The organism is Methanocaldococcus villosus KIN24-T80 (assembly GCF_000371805.1).
In the GTDB taxonomy this organism is placed as follows: domain Archaea; phylum AGJL01; class Methanococci; order Methanococcales; family Methanocaldococcaceae; genus Methanocaldococcus; species Methanocaldococcus villosus.
Genome location: NZ_AQUK01000001.1, coordinates 899863 through 917085 on the forward strand (window position 1 = coordinate 899863; position 17223 = coordinate 917085).

Consider the following 17223-nt stretch of genomic DNA (forward strand, 5'->3'; position numbering starts at 1 on the left):
ATTTATCACATATAAAAATTAAGGATTATTTAATCAGGGAAGAGTTTATTTAATTCATCAATAACCTTCTGTGCTTGGAAAGGTTTAACAATATACCCATCAGCTCCAGCTTCTAAAGCTTCTATAACCTTTTTTTCCTGATCTACAGAAGTACACATTACAATTTTAACATTTGGCAATATCTTCTTTATTTCTCTTGTGGCTGTTATTCCATCCATTTCTGGCATGACAATATCCATTGTTATTAAATCAGGCTGTAGTTCTTTAGCTTTTTCTATAGCCTCTTTACCATTTGAAGCTTCTCCAACAACCACAAACTTTCCTGTCTGTGTTAATATTCTTTTTAATATATTCCTCATAAATGCAGAATCATCAACTACCAAAACTTTAACAACTTTGCTCATTTTCTCCCTCTCTATTTAAAAAGTTTTAGTAAAATATTTTAAAAAAGTATTTATAAATTTTATGTTTTAGAAATTACTAACTATATAATTAGTTATTGCCCTACCTTTTTCAGACAATTCCACTTCTTTTCTTACTCTTACTAAAGTAACTAACCCCTTTTCAATCAGATCATCTAATATCCTCTCTACTTCATCAACATCCATATTTAACATATTTGGTAAATCTAATGATGAGATTCCTGTGTATAGTGCCATCAATATTTCTTGCTCTTGTGGAGTTAGTTTTTCTAATTCACTTTTTATTCTTTCTCCTGAGAATTCTTCAGCAGCAAACTCAGATGTTAATTCATCCTCAGTTTTTGGTAATAAGTCTTTAACTACATTTTTATATTTAGTTAGGTTTTCAATATATCTTAATATAAATAACCTTTCTCTTGGCTCTACATATAAATATGATGTTATATTCTCATTTCCTTTAATCTGTTTTATTTCAAGAACATCTTTTTCTTCTTCTCCTACCATTTTTTTCTTTATCCTAATAGATTCTAAGTTTGTAAAAAGATTATAAACTTTAGGTTTTCCATCTTCTAAAACTGCTACAGCTAACACTTCTCCAGGAGAGAGTAGAGATTTAACCTTAGCAAATACTAAATAACCATCCTCCCATTTAACATTAGGATCAACAGTTCCTCCTTTTATAGCTCCATATTGAACTTTTACTTCCTTTTTATTTAGAAGTGCATAAAATAACTTTCTCAAGAAATTTTCTATTGGTTTTCTACCATATATAGATGTTTCTGGAGCAAAACCTATCATTGTTTTATCTGATTCAGGTAATTTATAAGTTATTGAGGAGTGGTATGTTATATCTTCTAAGCTAGTTTTTGCAACTTCAATAGCCCTTCTTGGTAATCCTGCTCCAACATCTTCAACATACTGTAATTCTACCTCTATCTTTTTATCTTTAAATTCAAATAACAGAGAGTCTTCATATAAAGTAATTTCTAACTTTTCCCATTTTAATACTGGACTTTTTATGGTGTATTGGTTTAATAATATTCCTTTACCTTGAAATTTAGCTAATTCCTTTTTAGCCATACAATCACCAAATCATAATAATTTTATAGTAAGTTTATGTTTGTTTAATTATATAAAATTTAAGTATAAGGTATTAACATCTTTTGGATTTTATAAATTCCATTATCTTCTTATGCAATTCAGCTATCATTTTCCTTTTATCCTCCATTAATACAACATCTGAAGATGATGAAAATATATTGAAAGAAAAGGGGGAAGGGTATAGTAGCTCTAAAAATATTTTCTCTCTTTTTTTAACTTTTTTATAATAATCTAAAGCATTATCTATATCTAAATAATCCTCTAATATCTCTCTTACTGTTTCTCTATATAATGGATGATTAACCTCTTTGCAATATTCTAATAAAACTTCAGCATTATATTGCTGTTTTTCAACTGATAGTTTTTTACCTAAATATCTCCTTAACACCATAAATCCTCTAACTGCTACATGCCTAAATCTTCTTTTTAAAATTTCACTCCTTTCTATTGATTCTTTCACATTTTCTATTATATCAATATTAAAAAGTTTTTCTATTTCCTTTTTATTCAATTTAATTTTTTTAGGTAAAATTAAAGCAATATTGTAATCATTAACTAAAATTCTAACATTACAATTCTTTATTTTTGATATATAATTAGCAAATGCTCTTGCTAGAGCTTCATTAGCTCTTCTACCCGCAACAAAGTGGAAAACATAATATCTCCTTTTTCCCTCTATAAAGCTCTCTATTAATAATCTCTTTTCATTAGGTAAAATAGCATATTTTTCTTGCTCTATCATATAACTTTTTATAGCTTTAGCTGTTTTATCATCTACATTATATTTTTCTCTTAGTTTTTCCAAATCTTCTTTTAATGCTTCTTCTCTAAATTTTTCTATATCTAAGGCTAGATCATAGGCTAAAGGTAGCTGTTCAGAAAACCATGATGGAATTGTTGGTTTTTCATCAGGAGCTGATTTAACCATTATCCTATTACCCTTCCCTCCTAAAAATTTATATGTTTTCCCTGCTAAAACAAATATATCTCCCTTCATCAATTTTTCAGCAAACTCTTCTTCAATCTCACCAATATATCTACTACCTTCATAAACTTCTATACTAGCTTCATCAGGAATTGTCCCAGTGTTCATATAATATATAACCCTAACACTCTTACCTCTCTTACCAAACTTATTATCTTCAAACCATATTTTAGCATATACATTTTTTTCTTCAATACCTCCAGAAAGGTATTTTAAAACATCTAAGAAATCTTCTTTTTTAAGATCTTTATAAGGATAAGCTTTTTTTATCAAATTATAAGCCTCATCTACATCCCAAATCTTTTCCAAAGCCATGCCTACAATGTGTTGACAAAGGACATCTAAGCAATTTTTTGGAATCTTAACTCTATCTATTTTCCTATTTATTGCATTATAACAAAGAACTGTATTTTCTACTAGGTCATCTCTATCAAATGGAATCAGGATTCCCTTACTCTTTTCATGTAACTTATGCCCACTTCTTCCAATTCTTTGTAAAGCTCTTGCTACACTCTTAGGTGAGCCTAGTAAGATAACCAAATCTATGCTTCCAATATCTACACCCAACTCTAAAGTTGCTGAACTCACAATTACTTTAATTTCTCCCTTTTTTAATCTATTTTCAACATCTAATCTGTGCTCTCTACTAAGAGATGAGTGATGAGCTTCAGCATCTATACCTAACTTTCTTAGATTATAAACTACTCTTTCAGTAGCACTTCTTGTGTTAGTGAATATTAATGTGGTTTTATGCTTTAAAATTAAATCCTTTAATAGTTTATATAAATTGTTAGTAATCTCTTCAGAAGAACTGTAAATAAAATCATCTACAGGAGATATAACTTTTATTTCAATCTCTTTTTTATATGAGACATCTACTATATAACAATCTCTATCCCCTACTAAAAACTTTGCTACTTCCTCTAATGGAGATATTGTTGCTGATAATCCAATTCTAACAAAGTTAGCTTTATAATTTAATCTTTCTAAAGATAAAGTTAAATGAACCCCTCTCTTATTTATTAAAGCATGAACTTCATCAACTATAACATATCTAACATCTTCCAGATATTTTGAAAATTTTGGAGAATTTAAAGCTATAGCTAAAGATTCTGGAGTAGTTATTAAAATATGAGGAGGTTTTTTAAGCATTTTCTGTTTTTGATAATTAGTGGTGTCACTTGTTCTAACAGCAACCCTAATTTCATCTAAATCAATGTTCATTTCTTTAGCTATCTTTTTAATCTCTTTTAATGGTTCTTTTAAATTTTTCTCAATATCATTATTTAATGCCCTTAATGGAGATATGTATAAAATGTATATCTTATCCTCTAACTTTTTTTCCATACTTAATTTTATTAATTCATTAATACCAGCCAAAAAAGCTGATAATGTTTTACCTGATCCTGTTGGGGAACAAATTAATACATTTTTCTTCTCATGAATTTCTTTTATTGCATATCTCTGTGGAGGAGTAAATGAACCATATTTCCTTTTAAACCATTCTCTAACAGGTTTTTCTAATATTTCATATATTTCTTCATCAGAATACTCTTTTTTTAAATATTCAATCCTGCCCATAACTTTTCTTCCCTTAATAATTTTTTATATAAATATTCTCTTGCAAAGCATCCCTTAGATTTAGCCTTAAATAATTCTCCATTAAAATTCTTAATATTTCCCATATAAAAATATCCTTCTAAAGTAGGGCATGGATAGATGTCTCCAATTTCATTAACAAATAATAAATCCCCTTTATTTAAAAAACAGTAATTATCTTTTCTTTGATAAAGATTTTTTATATATACTGGATATTTAGATAAGTTATTAAGAACTTTTTCAAACTCCCTAATATTTGGCATTAATTTTAAATCCTCTCTCTTCTTAGGTTTTAATAAATCAAAACTAAAACTCTTAACCCCTACTGCAATTAAATAACCAACAAACTCTTCCAAATAGGGGAGATTTTTATTTGTTACTACAATAGTAACTCCAAAGGGTATATCATATTTTTCCAATAAGTATATCCCTTTTATTGTATCTAATGTTGAACATCTACCATCTTTATAAGGTCTCAATTCATCATTAACTTCCAAACCATCAATACTAACCCCAACATTTATACCTAACTCCTTAATTTCTTCTACATAATTACCTAACAAAGTACCATTTGTTTGAATAGCATATCTAAAATTTCCTTTATCTTCTGTATAATTAACAACCTTCTCAATTAATTTGAAATTTAATAATGGTTCTCCTCCAGTAAATTGGATCTTTATATTATCATCAAAATTTAAGAGGTAGTTAATGGCTTTCTTAGCTATTCTAAATTTCATATCTTCATTATTTTTATTTAAAGAGTAGCAATATTTACAGTTTAAATTGCATCTATCTGTTACTTTTAAAATTAAAAATTTCATAATCTTTCCTCTATCATACCCTCTATTTCTAAATATTTCTTCCTTAACTTCTCTTTCATTTCATCATCAGCTTTCCATAAACCTCTTTCTATGGCTTCTAATAATCTCTCAGTTATATTTAAAAGAGCATAAGGATTGTTTTCTTTAAAAAACTCTTCCATTTTTTTATCAAAAACATACTTTTCAGCTATCTTCTCATACATCCAATCCTCTACTATATCTGATGTAGCATCCCATTGAAAGATATGATCTATATATTTTGAAAAATCACTTGCTCCTTTATAACCATGTCTTTTTAATCCATTAATCCACTTAGGATTTAATATTTTTGTTCTGAACACTTCTTTACCTTCTTCTTTTAGATTTTTTATTTTAATTCCACAACTAGTGTCTCCAACATAACTTTTTGGTTTTTTCTTAGAGTAATATCTTACAGCAGCTATCATACCTCCATGGTAGCTATTAAAATCATCTCCTTCAAAAATATCCCACTCTTGACTATCTTCATTTTTAACAGTTAACTCTATCTTTGATAAATTATATTTGAACAGTTCCTTAGCCTCTTCCCCATAAGTGTTTTCCCCATATGCATAACCTCCCCACTCTACATAGACTTTAGCAAGATCTTCCAAACTTTTCCAATTTTTACTCTCTAATAGGTTAGATATTCCTGCCCCATAAGTCCCAGGTTTATCACTGAAAATCCTATAAAACTTTTTAAACTTTTTAATTTCCTCTTTATAATGTTTTTTAACAAAGTTCATATCATCAGGTTCATCCAAATTAGCTACCATATTGACAGCTTTATCCATCAGCTTTAAAAGTTGAGGAAAAGCATCTCTGAAGAACCCTGATACTCTTGCAATAACATCAATTCTAGGTCTTTTAAGTTCTTCTAATGGAATTATCTCTAAATCAACTACTCTACCCATTTTATTCCAAACCGGTTTTACTCCTAAAAGGTATAAAAATTCAGCCACATCATCTCCTTTAGTCCTCATAGTTGGAGAGCCCCATACAATCAATCCTACTCTTTCAGGATATTTTCCTTCCTCCTCTAAATATTTTTTTAATAACTCTTCAGCTAATCTTTTTCCCATTTCATAAGCAGCCTTTGTAGGAATTTCTTGAGGATTGCAAGAATAGAAATTTCTTCCTGTTGGTAGACAGTTTATGTCTTTTGTAGGAGCACCAGCTACTTTGGGAGGTACATAATAACCATGTAGAGCATTGACAGCATAATCTATTTCTTCTTTAACTCTCATTAAATTATCATAAATGTTCTTAATTATCTCAAGAATTTTCTTTAGTTCATCATTAACTTTTATAACACTTATTTTTTCTATTTTAAACTCATTTTCAATAAATTCTTTAATGACTTCTATACCTATCTTATTTATTTTATCAATAATTTTATGATTCTTACCTTTATTTTTATTCAACTCATCCCAATCGTAGTTTAATATTTTAGCTATAGTTTTTAGATATTCAAACTGATATCTGACAATCATAAATATCATATTAATTAGTTTTTCTCCATCTAAAGGTTTCCCTAAAATATGAAGACCATCATTTATTTGTCTATTTTTTAAATCTTGTAGATAATTATGAACCTCTCTTAAAAGTTCTTCAAAATCATTTGCATTTATGTTTTTATCTATTAGATCTTCATCTAATTTCAATTCTTTTATCTTTTTCTTTATTTCTTCTTTTAAAAATTCTTTTTTCTCTTTTTCAGTTTCATAATATTCATCTATCATCCTTTCTAACTCTTCTAAATCACCATATAATTCAGAGATTGTCATTGGAGGGATTAGGTGGCTTATTATTGTTGCATATCCCCTTCTCTTTGCCTGTGTACCCTCTCCAGGATTATTGACTATATATGGGTAAATATTTGGTAGTTCCATACAAATGTCTGGATAGCAATCCTTAGATAATCCTGCTCCTTTTCCTGGGAGCCATTCTAAACTTCCATGTTTACCAATATGCATAATAGCATCAGCTTTAAAAACTTCTTTAATCCATTTATAAAATGCAATATAATAATGTGTTGGTGGTTTTTTTGGATCATGATAAATAGCTGAAGGGTCTTCATTAAACCCTCTTGGTGGTTGAACAGAAATAAAGATATTTCCATTTATTATTCCAGGAATAATTAATTCTCCGTTGAAATTCATAACATTACCAGGAATTTCTCCCCAATTTTCTATTAACTCTTTTTTAACTTTTTCAGAAAGAGAGTTAAACCATTTTTTATAATCCTCCCTCTTTATTTTTCCAACAGCTTTTTTAATTATTTCATCAGTTATGAAATTTTTATCATTTGTAGGATATTTTAAAAGCTCATTTATTAGTTCATTTCCATTTTTATACAATCTTTCTACATGAAATCCTCTCTTCTTTAATTCTTTTAACAACCTAACAACACTTTCTGGGCTATCTAAACCAAATGCACTGGCTATTTTATCATTTCTTGGAGGGTAGTTGTGAAGTATTATTGCTATTCTCTTTTCTTTATTATTTTTCAATCTTAGATTTGCATATTTTATAGCTAAATCAACAATCTTCTCAGCCCTATCTTTTATAGCTTTATATTTTATAATTGGAACTCCTACATCTCCATCTTTAACTTTTTCTTTTCCAGCAATTGGAAAATGAATTATTGCCCCATCAAACTCTGGCATTGCCATACCAATAACTAGATCAATTGGGTTAATGCTATATCCCTTTATCCAGTTCTCAATATAATCAGTACTAACTATTCCCTGCAAAATAGGAACATTTAAATCTATTAAAAATTCAGGTTCATTAGTAATATCATTCTTAACACCCATTGAGAGTGTAAACATAGTAGTGTTTATTAAAACATCAATAATTGGCTTGTTATTATAATAGAAAAACCTTTTAAAATTCTCATCTATTCCTAAACTACCAAATTCATTTTTTAAGTGAGAAGAAAAGAGAGCTATTGGAATTCCTCCTTTCTTTTCAATAATCTCTATTAAATAATCAACATATTCAATATTTCTAGATATAAACCAATTTCTATAAAAGAGAATTCCTATTTTTGGTTTATTTAAATCTTTAAATAATTTTAAATATTCTTCTAAGTTCTCATAACATTTTCCTTTATAATAAATTCCTTGCCAAGGCATAGGTTTTGGCTTGTCATAAGGTATAGAGCAATCTCCAAATTTGTTAGCCAAGTACAATAAAAGATTCTTATAATTTTCAACTCCCTCATAACTTAAATATTTTCTAACTTCTTCTTTTATCTCTTCACTTACTGTGACATCTCTTTCTAATTCTGGATAAAACTCACTTGTAGTAGGTAATGGTAAAAAAGGAATGTTATTTTTTAATAAAAATTCTTTTAATTCATCATAATATTTAAATGCTTCTTTTCCACCCATTAGTTTTGTAAATACTATATTTGCATCCTTAACAAACTTTAAAAACTCTTTAAATTCTTCTTCTGAACATTTAGCATCCAAAATTTTAAACTCTATAATATCTTTTATCTCTTTATAAGCTTCTTCAAAAGTTAGGTCATCATTATCTACTGTTGATATAAAAGCTATCTTTACCATATACTCACCTTTTAAAAATATTAAATTTATATTTTATTTTTAGAAATTTTAATTTTTCTAAAAATTTCAAAAGGTGTTATAATGATAAGGGAGGTTGTGAAGAAATTAAAACCATATGTTCCAGGAAAATCAATAGAGGAATTAAAAAGAATGTATGGATTAAAAGAGATCATTAAACTAGGGTCTAATGAGAATCCTTGGGGATGTTCTCCAAAGGTGAAAGAGGCTATATTGAAAGAGATCAATAATATTCATCATTATCCTGAACCAATAAACCCTATTTTAATGGAAGAATTAAGCATGTTTTTAAATGTTGATAAAAATAATATCATTGTTGGTGGTGATGGGGCGGATGAGGTGATAGACACTCTCTTTAAAACATTTGTTGATAAAGGAGATGAGGTTATTATCCCAATTCCAACTTTTACACAATATAGAGTTTCTGCTCAAATATACGATGCTAAAATAAAGTTTGCTAAGTTTGATAAAAAGAATGGATTTAAGTTAGATGTTGAAAGTGTTTTAAATAATATAACCAATAGGACTAAACTAATATTTTTATGTTCTCCTAACAACCCAACAGGAAATGTTATAGAAAACAGAGATATTGAAAGGATTTTAAAAGAAACTGAAGCCATTGTAGTTATTGACCATGCATATATTGAATATGCTGACAAAAAATATGATTGGAGTAGGAAAGTGTTAAAATATAATAATGCTATAGTTTTAAGGACATTTTCAAAAGTTTTTGGATTAGCAGGAATGAGAATTGGCTATGGAATAGCTAATGAAGAGATTATAAATTATATGATGAGGGTCAAACCTGTATTCAGTTTGACAAGATTGTCTCAAGTTGCAGCTATAGAAGCTTTGAGAGATAAAGAATTCTTAGATTTTAGTATAAAGAATGGAATAAAAAGTAGAGAAATGTTATACAGCGGTCTAAAAAGATTAGGAATAAAGGTTTATCCTTCACAGGCAAACTATGTTTTGGCTGAAATTGAAAATGGAAAAATGGTTTATGAGGAGTTATTAAAAAGAGGTGTTATAGTTAGAAGCTGTTCATCTTTTGATGGGCTTGATGAAAGATATTTAAGAATATCTATAGGAAAATTTGAAGAAATAGAAAAATTTTTAAGTATATTGGAGGGGATTTTATATGATATTGGGAATAGATGAAGCTGGAAGAGGATGTGTTATTGGTCCATTAGTAATTTGTGGTTATGCCACTGATGAAGAAAAATTAAAGAATATTGGAGTAAAAGATAGTAAGAAATTAAATAAAAAAGAAAGAGAAAGATTAAAAAATATTTTAGAATCAATTGGATATTATGATGTGATAATCATAACTCCAGAGGAGCTCAATAAAATGATGAATAAGAAAAATCTTAATGATATTGAAATAGAAGCTTTTAAAGAGATTATTAAGAAATTTATTAATAAGTTTGAAATAGAAAAGGTTTATATAGATGCATGTTCTTCCAATTTGTTATCTTTTAAGAGAAAATTTAAAGACTTGGATATAGAAATTATAGCTGAACATAAGGCTGATGATAAGTATCTTCGTTGTCTCAGCAGCCTCTATAATAGCTAAAGTTATTAGAGATAATATTATTAATGAATATAAGAAAGAATTTGGAGACTTTGGAAGTGGATATCCTTCAGATATAAAGACTGTAGAATTTTTAAAAAGATATTATGAAATACACAATAAATTACCACCAATAGCAAGAGAAAAATGGAAAACTTGTAAAAGATTAAAAGGGGAAACATTAGATAGATGGCTGTGAGATTATGGATTATAAATTATTAGTAGACGAAAGAGGGAAAAAATATCTATTAAAAAAAAGTGTTGAAAAATTTTGTACTGATTTGGGAGTGGTAGAAACTAAAGAAATTGGAAAAAGGCTGGAATCTCATTTAGGTCATAAGTTTTATTTAGTTGAGCCAACCCTTTATGATGTATTAAAAAGAATGAAAAGGACAGTAACAGCACTGCTGCCAAAAGATATTGGTTTTATTATTGCAAGAGGTGGGATTAGAGAAGGAGAAACTATAGTTGAAGCTGGAACAGGTGCAGGAGTTTTAACAATGTATTTGGCAAATGCTGTAGGAAGGGGGGGGAAAGTTATAAGTTATGATATAAAACCAGAAGCAATTAAAGTTGCTAGGAAAAACTTATTAAGAGTAGGTTTAATAAAGAAGAATCAAAAAATTTTAGGTTTAGATGAGGATTTTGAGGATGATATTGAAGTAGAAGATGGGCTTTTTAATGTAATTTTAAAATTTGGAGATGTTAGAGAAAAAATAGATGAAAAGAATGTGGATGTTATCGTTTTAGATATGCCCGATCCATGGAATGTTATTGAAAATGCTAAAGAGGTATTGAATAAAAAGAGAGGGAGGATAATAACATATCTTCCATATATAGATCAAGTGAAGAAGACAGTTAGTAAGTTAAAAGAGGAAGGATTTTGGGATATAGAGACTTATGAATTAATGGAAAGGATGATAGAAGTTTCAGACAAAGGTGTAAGGCCATCTACTAGAATGATTGGGCATACTGGATATATCACATTTGCAAGAGCTCCATTAGAGGAGTAGGTATGGTTAAGATAACCATTTTATCTCCAGAAGCTAAAGGAAGAACTGTTTGGGCTTTAAAGGAAGAGATAGAAAAGCTTAATGCGAAAGCAGAAATATTTTTATTGGCTGAAAATGATAATTTGATCACTTATGACTTTTCTTTAGAAACTGATCTTATTCATTCAAGATGTGGAATTGGATTCTATAATGATAAGCTTACCCTTTATTCATGGCAAGTTATGAATAGTTTAGATGCCAAGTTTGTTAATTCTTTAGAAACTGTGTATTTAACATCTGACAAATTCAAAACTATTAGAATATTACATAAGAATAACATCCTTACTCCCAAAACTGCATTAATTAGAGATTATGATGATGCTATAAAATTTATGGAGAAGTATGGGTTAGAATTTCCAGTAGTTATAAAAAAATCATTCTCAAAATGTGGAGTTAGTGTTTTTTTGGCAAAGAATGAGGAAGAGTTGTGGAGGTTAACTAAAGATGCTATATATGAGTGTAAAATAATTCAAGAATTTATAAACTTTAAAAATAATGGGTATTATAAGGATATAAGAGTGTTAGTTGTAGATGATGAAATTGTTGGAGGTTATAGTAGAGTAAGTAAAGACTTTAGAACAAACATACATTTAGGAAATAATGTTGAAAAGATCAATTTAAATGATGAGGTGAAAGAAATAGCATTAAAATGTGCAGAAATATCTAAAGCTAAAATTTTAGGAGTTGATATTCTTCCAAAAATGGGGAAGTATTATGTTATTGAACTCAACTCTGCACCTGGAACTGAAGGATTTAGAAAGTTAGGAGTAAATGCTGATAAAAAAATAGCTGAATTATTAGTTAGAGAAGCAAAAAAGTGAAAACTATGATAAGTAAATATATTATTAAACATGGTATTGAGTTAGCTTATGATATAAAAGCTAAAGCTTTTCTTCTATTCACTGAAAGTGGAAAATCTTATGAAATATTAAAGAGTATTAAAGTAGAGAAAAGTAGTAAAAGTATATTTAAATTTTTAAATATAGATAAATTAAAAATTATTGTAATCACTCCAAATATATCTACATATAATAAACTAAAAAATGAGAAAGATATAATCCCTCTATATGTGAGATATAAAGAAGAAAATAGGCAAATGATAATTACTAGTGGGGTATTACAAGCTATTGAACAAGATCTATTAAAAGAAAAAGACACTGTTGTTGCTGTCTTGGGGGATCCTAAATTAAAAATGTTAGATACAATAATGGTTATTAATATTAGAGAGCATATTAAATCTTTAAAGATCTATAAGCTTTTAGAAACATTAGATGAGAAGTTAAGAAAAACATTTAAAGAAGTATTAAAGTTAGCTATAGAAATAGGTAGAGAAGGTAGAGAAGGTAAGCAGGTAGGGACAATATTTGTCATTGGAGATACTTTAAATGTTATGAACAATTCAAAACCATTGATATTAAACCCATTTGCTGGACATAATGCAAAGATTTTTGATAAAGATGTTAAAGGAACTATAAAAGAACTCTGTTCTATAGATGGGGCTTTTATTATAACTGATGATGGTAAAGTTGTATCTGCTGGGAGATATTTAGAAACTAAAGGGAATGTTAAACTCCCTAGTGGTTTGGGGGCAAGACATATGGCTGCTGCAGATATTACAAAAAATACAAATGCCATAGCTATAACTGTTTCTCAGTCTGGAGGTATTGTTAGAGTATTCAAAGATGGAGAAATTGTATTTGAGTTAGATCCTAAAAAAAATGCTATTTTATTTGATTAGATAACTCTTTCAAAACTTAAACACTGTCCATTTCTTAATAGATGAACATCTTCTCCAAGCCTATACCCTTCTTCTTCAGCTAATTTTGTATATTCAGCGGTTAAGTTAAAGTCTCCATGAGATGGGATAAGGTGTTCAGGATTTAACCATCTTAGCATGTCTCTATGATCTTCTTTAGAAGCATGTCCTGAAACATGAGCTCCTTTAAATATTCTAACTCCTAAAAGTTTTAATCTTGACTCTAAAAGATATCTTTGGGCAGCATTTATTGGATTTGGAATTGGATCAGCAGAGAATATTACACAATCATATTTATCAAACTTATAACTAGTTTTGTTTGTAGCCATTCTTGATAGAACTGCACCCTCCTCTCCCTGATGTCCTGTAGCAATTATTAAATAATTTTCCTTACCTTCTTTCATTATCATCTTTAAAGCCATCTCTATTGAGGAGGGATCTCCATAAATTCTTAAATCTTCTGGAAATTTAACTATACCTATTTCTTGAGCTATTCCACAGTATCTGAGCATACTTCTTCCTAATAAAACAGGAGTTCTTCCCATTTTTTCTGCTATTTCAGTTATAGATTTTATCCTAGCTATATGTGAAGAAAATGTTGTTACTATCACACCATTTTTATCATTATCAGCAGCTAATAGGTCATTCTTTAATAATCCTGAAGCTATAATTTCTGGAGGAGTTTTTCCCTCATGATTAACTCTAGTAGTTTCGCTTATAAAACATAAAACACCATTTTTTCCTAATCTTTTTATAGCCCTATAATCAGGTCTCTCTCCAACAACAGGAAAGTTGTCTAATTTAAAATCATTACCATAAACTATAGTCCCATATGGAGTGTGTAAGACAGGTAAAACAGAGTCAGGAATACTGTGAGTAATTCTCACAAATTCTAAAGTTATATTTGGTGTTAAATCTATAGCCTCTCCAGCATTTAAAACAACTAGTGGATTTCTAACATCAAATTTTTTTTCACTTAAGATCTCTCTTTTAACAAGTTCAATAGTATATGGAGTTCCTATTATAGGAGCATTATATCTATGGGCTAATTTTGGTACAGCTCCAATATGATCTAGATGACCATGAGATAGAACTATAGCTTTAACTTCTCCATCCAAATTTTTTATAACTGTATCATTTGGAATTATACCCTTTTCTATTAGCTCTAAACTGTGTAATTTGGATATGTCAGTATCTTCATGTATTAAAACTCTATCCAATCTTATACCCATGTCAATAATTATTATTTCCCCATCAACATTAATAGCAGTCATGTTTCTTCCAACTTCTTCATAACCTCCAATAGCAACAATCTCTAATTTCATCCTTTCCCTCTTACAATTTTTGACAATTCCCCTTTTATAAAATAAGGTGTATTTTTTAGCTCTTCAATGTTTTCAGCACCAACTAAAAACATGGTAATTTTTAGCTCTTCAATGTATTTTTCTAATAGTTTTATGACCTCATTATGCCCTTTTAGAGCAGCTTTTAATATAGGTAAAGCTACAGCTGAACAATCACAACCAAGGGCTATACATTTAGCTATATCAATCCCGCTTCTAATTCCTCCTGATCCTATTAGTGTTTTATCATAAACTTTTTTAACCTCTAATATAGATAGAGCTGTAGGAATACCCCAATTAATAAAGTTTTTTAATATCTCTTTTTTTTCGTTGTTATTTACTCTATAAAACTCAACTTTAGCCCAAGATGTTCCTCCAGCTCCCTGTATATCTATTGCATCAAAATCTTTTAATGTCAATGCATCCTCTTTAGAAAAACCTTCTCCTACTTGCTTAGCTATAAATGGAATATTTTTATAGCTTTTTTTATAATTTTTAATAGTTTCTAATACTCTATTTATATTCTTAAATGTTAAATCCCCTTCAGGTTGGATAATCTCTTGTAAAGGGTTAAAATGTATAGCCATTGCATCAGCATTAATCATTTCTACAGCATAATCTATAATCTCCTCATCCCAATTATCTTTTACAAAATTTACAGCTCCTAAGTTACCAATAACAAGATTATCAGTATAATCTCTAACAACACTGTAAGTATCCACAAGCTCTTTATTTAAAATCCCAGCCCTCTGAGAACCTACCCCCATTCCCAAACCTAACTCTTCAACAGCTTTTGCTATATTTTTATTAATTTCTTTAGCCTTTCTAAATCCCCCAGTCATTCCTGAGACAATTATAGGGGCAGATAATGTTTTTCCAAATAATTTTATTTCAGTATCTATATCATCATAATTTACGTTTCCTGAACCTCTATGAACTAGTTCAATATCTTCTAATAATGTTGTTTTATCATATTCAACATTACAATTTAAGCATATTAATATATGCTCCATCTTTCTTAATTCTATATTCATTATTTCACCGAAAAATAATATAAAAAGATTTTTATTTTATTAATATCTAAATCAATCTATTAAAATATTTAGATATAAATCTTAAAAAAATATTTAGATTTTTAAAAGTTCTCTACCCTTTGCAACAACAATTCTGCAAGGAATAGGTAGCTTCATAGCAGCCCTTCTTAATGCTTCTTTAGCTGCCTCATATTTATCAGGATTTACCCAAATACTCATAATAGCTTGCCCTTCTTTAACTCTTGCTGCAGTACCTATTGGTTTTCCAAAAGCTAATCTCATACCATCTGAAATCCTATCAGCTCCAGCTCCAGTAGCCATCTTATGCTCTCTTAAAACTTGATGAGGATAAACTCTTATTTGGAATTTATAACCTAATCTACCACACATTTTGGAGATGTATTTGTTAGCCGCAACTCTTGCTGCTTCTAATGCATTATGTCTTATTTGTATTGGCCTTGTAGCAACAAGATCTACTTGAACAGGAAAGTCAGCTGATAGATTACCCATTATATAATGTACAACTTTTGGCTGAGGAACTCCTTTTATATATTCTTTCCTAGTATATGGTGGTTTATCTACATCTCTATAACATCTGTTTGGTCTTAATGCTGCCATTTTCTACCACCTAAAAGTGTTAATAATAATGAGCTTATTTAAAATTTAAGTATAGAGTATATATATTTTTCTAAGTTATTGAGAAATGACTTTTTTACTAATAACTAAGATAGTAGAAGTTTGATTGTAATGCCCTATAGCTCCACCTCTTGTAGATCCCTGCTCTCCATAAGTATTAAACCCTATAACAGGTACATCTCCAACAACTTCTTTAATAATATCTACATCATTTATTTTTAATTTTTCTTTTAAAAAGTGTCTTAAAATGCAGTTAAATATAACAATAGCCCCTACATCCTCTTTTTCTATATTTGCATCACCAATAGCCATCATTATTGCCTTCTTAAAACTTTCTATAGCAGTCTCTCTGTCAGTTTCCATTATAGATAAATAGCTACCTTCATAAATTTCTGAGTATAAGCTAACACTCCCATCAGGATTTTCGCGCATAGCACTTTTTATAATATAATCTCCATAAATATCAGAACTTCTTAAACCAAATGGATTTTCAGATAGAATTTCAGGAGTTAATGAGTCAACATCTAAAAGTTCTTTTAATACTTCAGCAGCAGGTCTATTATTTAACTCATAAATTGTTCTACCTCTTGCTTTAGTAACTACAGCCCCTTTATCAGTTGGTTTATATGGATGACCCATTCCTGTACCCATCTTTAAACCAGCCACTATTGTGTTAATGATAGCATTATTGTAAACTCCATCTGCATATTGATATGTCATATTAAACTTTAAATCATCTCCTGTTGAACCTCCAACTATCCTGATATTTCTTCCTAAAATAGATAGTATTCCTCTCATAGCAGGTTCTTCTAATCCAGACAATCCATCAATTAATGTTATAGAAACAAATGGATTTATATTCAGATTTTTTATTTCTTTAGATCTTATCAAACCAAGATAAATGAGATGAGCTAATAGTGGATCTCTAACTATGTTTTTATAACTTTCTTTTGCAGCATTTTTTCCAGCTAATTCAGGATTTACAACTAAGTCTTTTCCTACACCTAAGCCAACTTTTAGAGCTTTACTTTCTAAGCTCATAATTGCTATAGTATTATTTTTTGGTTTTTTAAATAAGCTTGTATATTCTCCAGCAGTGGTTCCTCCTATTATATGCCCAGAAATTTTTTCTTTAACTCTATTATAAACTTCATGAGGGTTAAAACAGCTTGATGAAAAAACAAATGTTAGATTAGGTTTAGAAACATTCTGTAAAACCATTTCTATAGCATCATCTATATCCTCTGACTGCCCTAATCCAACCTTTAACATAATACCACTATTAAAATT

The 17223-nt window shown here is 29.0% G+C and carries 13 protein-coding genes and 1 pseudogene; 5 read left to right on the forward strand and 9 right to left on the reverse strand.

Annotated features, from left to right (window positions below; genetic code table 11):
* Positions 1-29: 29 nt before the first annotated feature.
* The 5 genes from METVI_RS0105230 to cobN form a co-directional block, all read right to left on the reverse strand.
* Positions 30-404 (reverse strand): response regulator, encoded by a 375-nt coding sequence (locus METVI_RS0105230; protein ID WP_004590952.1) that lies wholly within the window; start codon positions 402-404, stop codon positions 30-32.
* A 66-nt stretch (positions 405-470) separates the two neighbouring features.
* Positions 471-1502: a CheF family chemotaxis protein gene (locus METVI_RS0105235; RefSeq protein ID WP_004590954.1), complete on the reverse strand. Its 1032-nt coding sequence runs from the start codon at positions 1500-1502 to the stop codon at positions 471-473.
* A gap of 73 nt (positions 1503-1575) precedes the next feature.
* Complete coding sequence (locus METVI_RS0105240) at positions 1576-4089, reverse strand: ATP-dependent helicase (RefSeq protein WP_017981100.1); 2514 nt, start codon at positions 4087-4089, stop codon at positions 1576-1578.
* Positions 4068-4928 (reverse strand): radical SAM protein, encoded by an 861-nt coding sequence (locus METVI_RS0105245; protein WP_004590955.1) that lies wholly within the window; start codon positions 4926-4928, stop codon positions 4068-4070. Before METVI_RS0105245 ends, METVI_RS0105240 begins: the two co-directional genes overlap by 22 nt.
* A complete protein-coding gene (gene cobN / locus METVI_RS0105250) occupies positions 4925-8521 on the reverse strand; it encodes a cobaltochelatase subunit CobN (RefSeq protein WP_004590957.1) in 3597 nt (1198 codons plus the stop codon). Before cobN ends, METVI_RS0105245 begins: the two co-directional genes overlap by 4 nt.
* Positions 8522-8602: 81 nt before the next feature.
* On the opposite strand from cobN, the gene hisC reads away from it, so the two are divergent.
* The 5 genes and pseudogenes from hisC (at position 8603) to METVI_RS0105275 (ending at position 12902) form a co-directional block, all read left to right on the forward strand.
* Positions 8603-9700 (forward strand): histidinol-phosphate transaminase, encoded by a 1098-nt coding sequence (hisC, locus tag METVI_RS0105255; protein ID WP_004590958.1) that lies wholly within the window; start codon positions 8603-8605, stop codon positions 9698-9700.
* A pseudogene (rnhB, locus tag METVI_RS07195) lies at positions 9681-10311 on the forward strand (ribonuclease HII). Before hisC ends, rnhB begins: the two are co-directional and overlap by 20 nt.
* Positions 10312-10315: 4 nt before the next feature.
* Positions 10316-11125 (forward strand): tRNA (adenine-N1)-methyltransferase, encoded by an 810-nt coding sequence (locus tag METVI_RS0105265; RefSeq protein WP_004590964.1) that lies wholly within the window; start codon positions 10316-10318, stop codon positions 11123-11125.
* A 2-nt stretch (positions 11126-11127) separates the two neighbouring features.
* Positions 11128-11985, forward strand: coding sequence for a coenzyme gamma-F420-2:alpha-L-glutamate ligase (gene cofF, locus METVI_RS0105270; protein ID WP_004590967.1), 858 nt, complete (start codon positions 11128-11130; stop codon positions 11983-11985).
* A gap of 5 nt (positions 11986-11990) precedes the next feature.
* Positions 11991-12902 carry a diadenylate cyclase gene (locus tag METVI_RS0105275; protein WP_004590969.1) on the forward strand — a complete coding sequence of 304 codons (912 nt, stop codon included), beginning with the start codon at positions 11991-11993 and terminating at the stop codon, positions 12900-12902.
* Here METVI_RS0105275 and METVI_RS0105280 read toward each other — a convergent pair.
* The 4 genes from METVI_RS0105280 to METVI_RS0105295 all read right to left on the reverse strand — a co-directional run bounded on the left by METVI_RS0105280 (position 12899) and on the right by METVI_RS0105295 (position 17205).
* Positions 12899-14245, reverse strand: coding sequence for an RNase J family beta-CASP ribonuclease (locus tag METVI_RS0105280; protein ID WP_004590971.1), 1347 nt, complete (start codon positions 14243-14245; stop codon positions 12899-12901). The two genes, METVI_RS0105275 and METVI_RS0105280, sit on opposite strands and share 4 nt — an antisense overlap.
* Positions 14242-15297: a type 2 isopentenyl-diphosphate Delta-isomerase gene (fni, locus tag METVI_RS0105285; protein WP_017981101.1), complete on the reverse strand. Its 1056-nt coding sequence runs from the start codon at positions 15295-15297 to the stop codon at positions 14242-14244. The genes METVI_RS0105280 and fni overlap by 4 nt, the downstream gene beginning before the upstream one ends.
* 93 nt (positions 15298-15390) lie before the next feature.
* Positions 15391-15915, reverse strand: coding sequence for a 50S ribosomal protein L16 (gene rplJ, locus METVI_RS0105290; protein ID WP_004590973.1), 525 nt, complete (start codon positions 15913-15915; stop codon positions 15391-15393).
* 75 nt (positions 15916-15990) lie between these two features.
* Positions 15991-17205: an FIST signal transduction protein gene (locus METVI_RS0105295; RefSeq protein ID WP_004590975.1), complete on the reverse strand. Its 1215-nt coding sequence runs from the start codon at positions 17203-17205 to the stop codon at positions 15991-15993.
* Positions 17206-17223 lie beyond the last annotated feature (18 nt).

What these genes read in the sequence shown, in the direction of transcription:
- fni (WP_017981101.1), bottom strand. Translation starts at nt 15,297, where the DNA reads ATGAATATAGAATTAAGAAAGATGGAGCATATATTAATATGCTTAAAT.
- cobN (WP_004590957.1), bottom strand. Translation starts at nt 8,521, where the DNA reads ATGGTAAAGATAGCTTTTATATCAACAGTAGATAATGATGACCTAACT.
- METVI_RS0105230 (WP_004590952.1), bottom strand. Translation starts at nt 404, where the DNA reads ATGAGCAAAGTTGTTAAAGTTTTGGTAGTTGATGATTCTGCATTTATG.
- cofF (WP_004590967.1), top strand. Translation starts at nt 11,128, where the DNA reads ATGGTTAAGATAACCATTTTATCTCCAGAAGCTAAAGGAAGAACTGTT.
- METVI_RS0105280 (WP_004590971.1), bottom strand. Translation starts at nt 14,245, where the DNA reads ATGAAATTAGAGATTGTTGCTATTGGAGGTTATGAAGAAGTTGGAAGA.
- METVI_RS0105235 (WP_004590954.1), bottom strand. Translation starts at nt 1,502, where the DNA reads ATGGCTAAAAAGGAATTAGCTAAATTTCAAGGTAAAGGAATATTATTA.
- hisC (WP_004590958.1), top strand. Translation starts at nt 8,603, where the DNA reads ATGATAAGGGAGGTTGTGAAGAAATTAAAACCATATGTTCCAGGAAAA.
- METVI_RS0105265 (WP_004590964.1), top strand. Translation starts at nt 10,316, where the DNA reads ATGGATTATAAATTATTAGTAGACGAAAGAGGGAAAAAATATCTATTA.
- METVI_RS0105275 (WP_004590969.1), top strand. Translation starts at nt 11,991, where the DNA reads ATGATAAGTAAATATATTATTAAACATGGTATTGAGTTAGCTTATGAT.
- rplJ (WP_004590973.1), bottom strand. Translation starts at nt 15,915, where the DNA reads ATGGCAGCATTAAGACCAAACAGATGTTATAGAGATGTAGATAAACCA.
- METVI_RS0105245 (WP_004590955.1), bottom strand. Translation starts at nt 4,928, where the DNA reads ATGAAATTTTTAATTTTAAAAGTAACAGATAGATGCAATTTAAACTGT.
- METVI_RS0105295 (WP_004590975.1), bottom strand. Translation starts at nt 17,205, where the DNA reads ATGTTAAAGGTTGGATTAGGGCAGTCAGAGGATATAGATGATGCTATA.
- METVI_RS0105240 (WP_017981100.1), bottom strand. Translation starts at nt 4,089, where the DNA reads ATGGGCAGGATTGAATATTTAAAAAAAGAGTATTCTGATGAAGAAATA.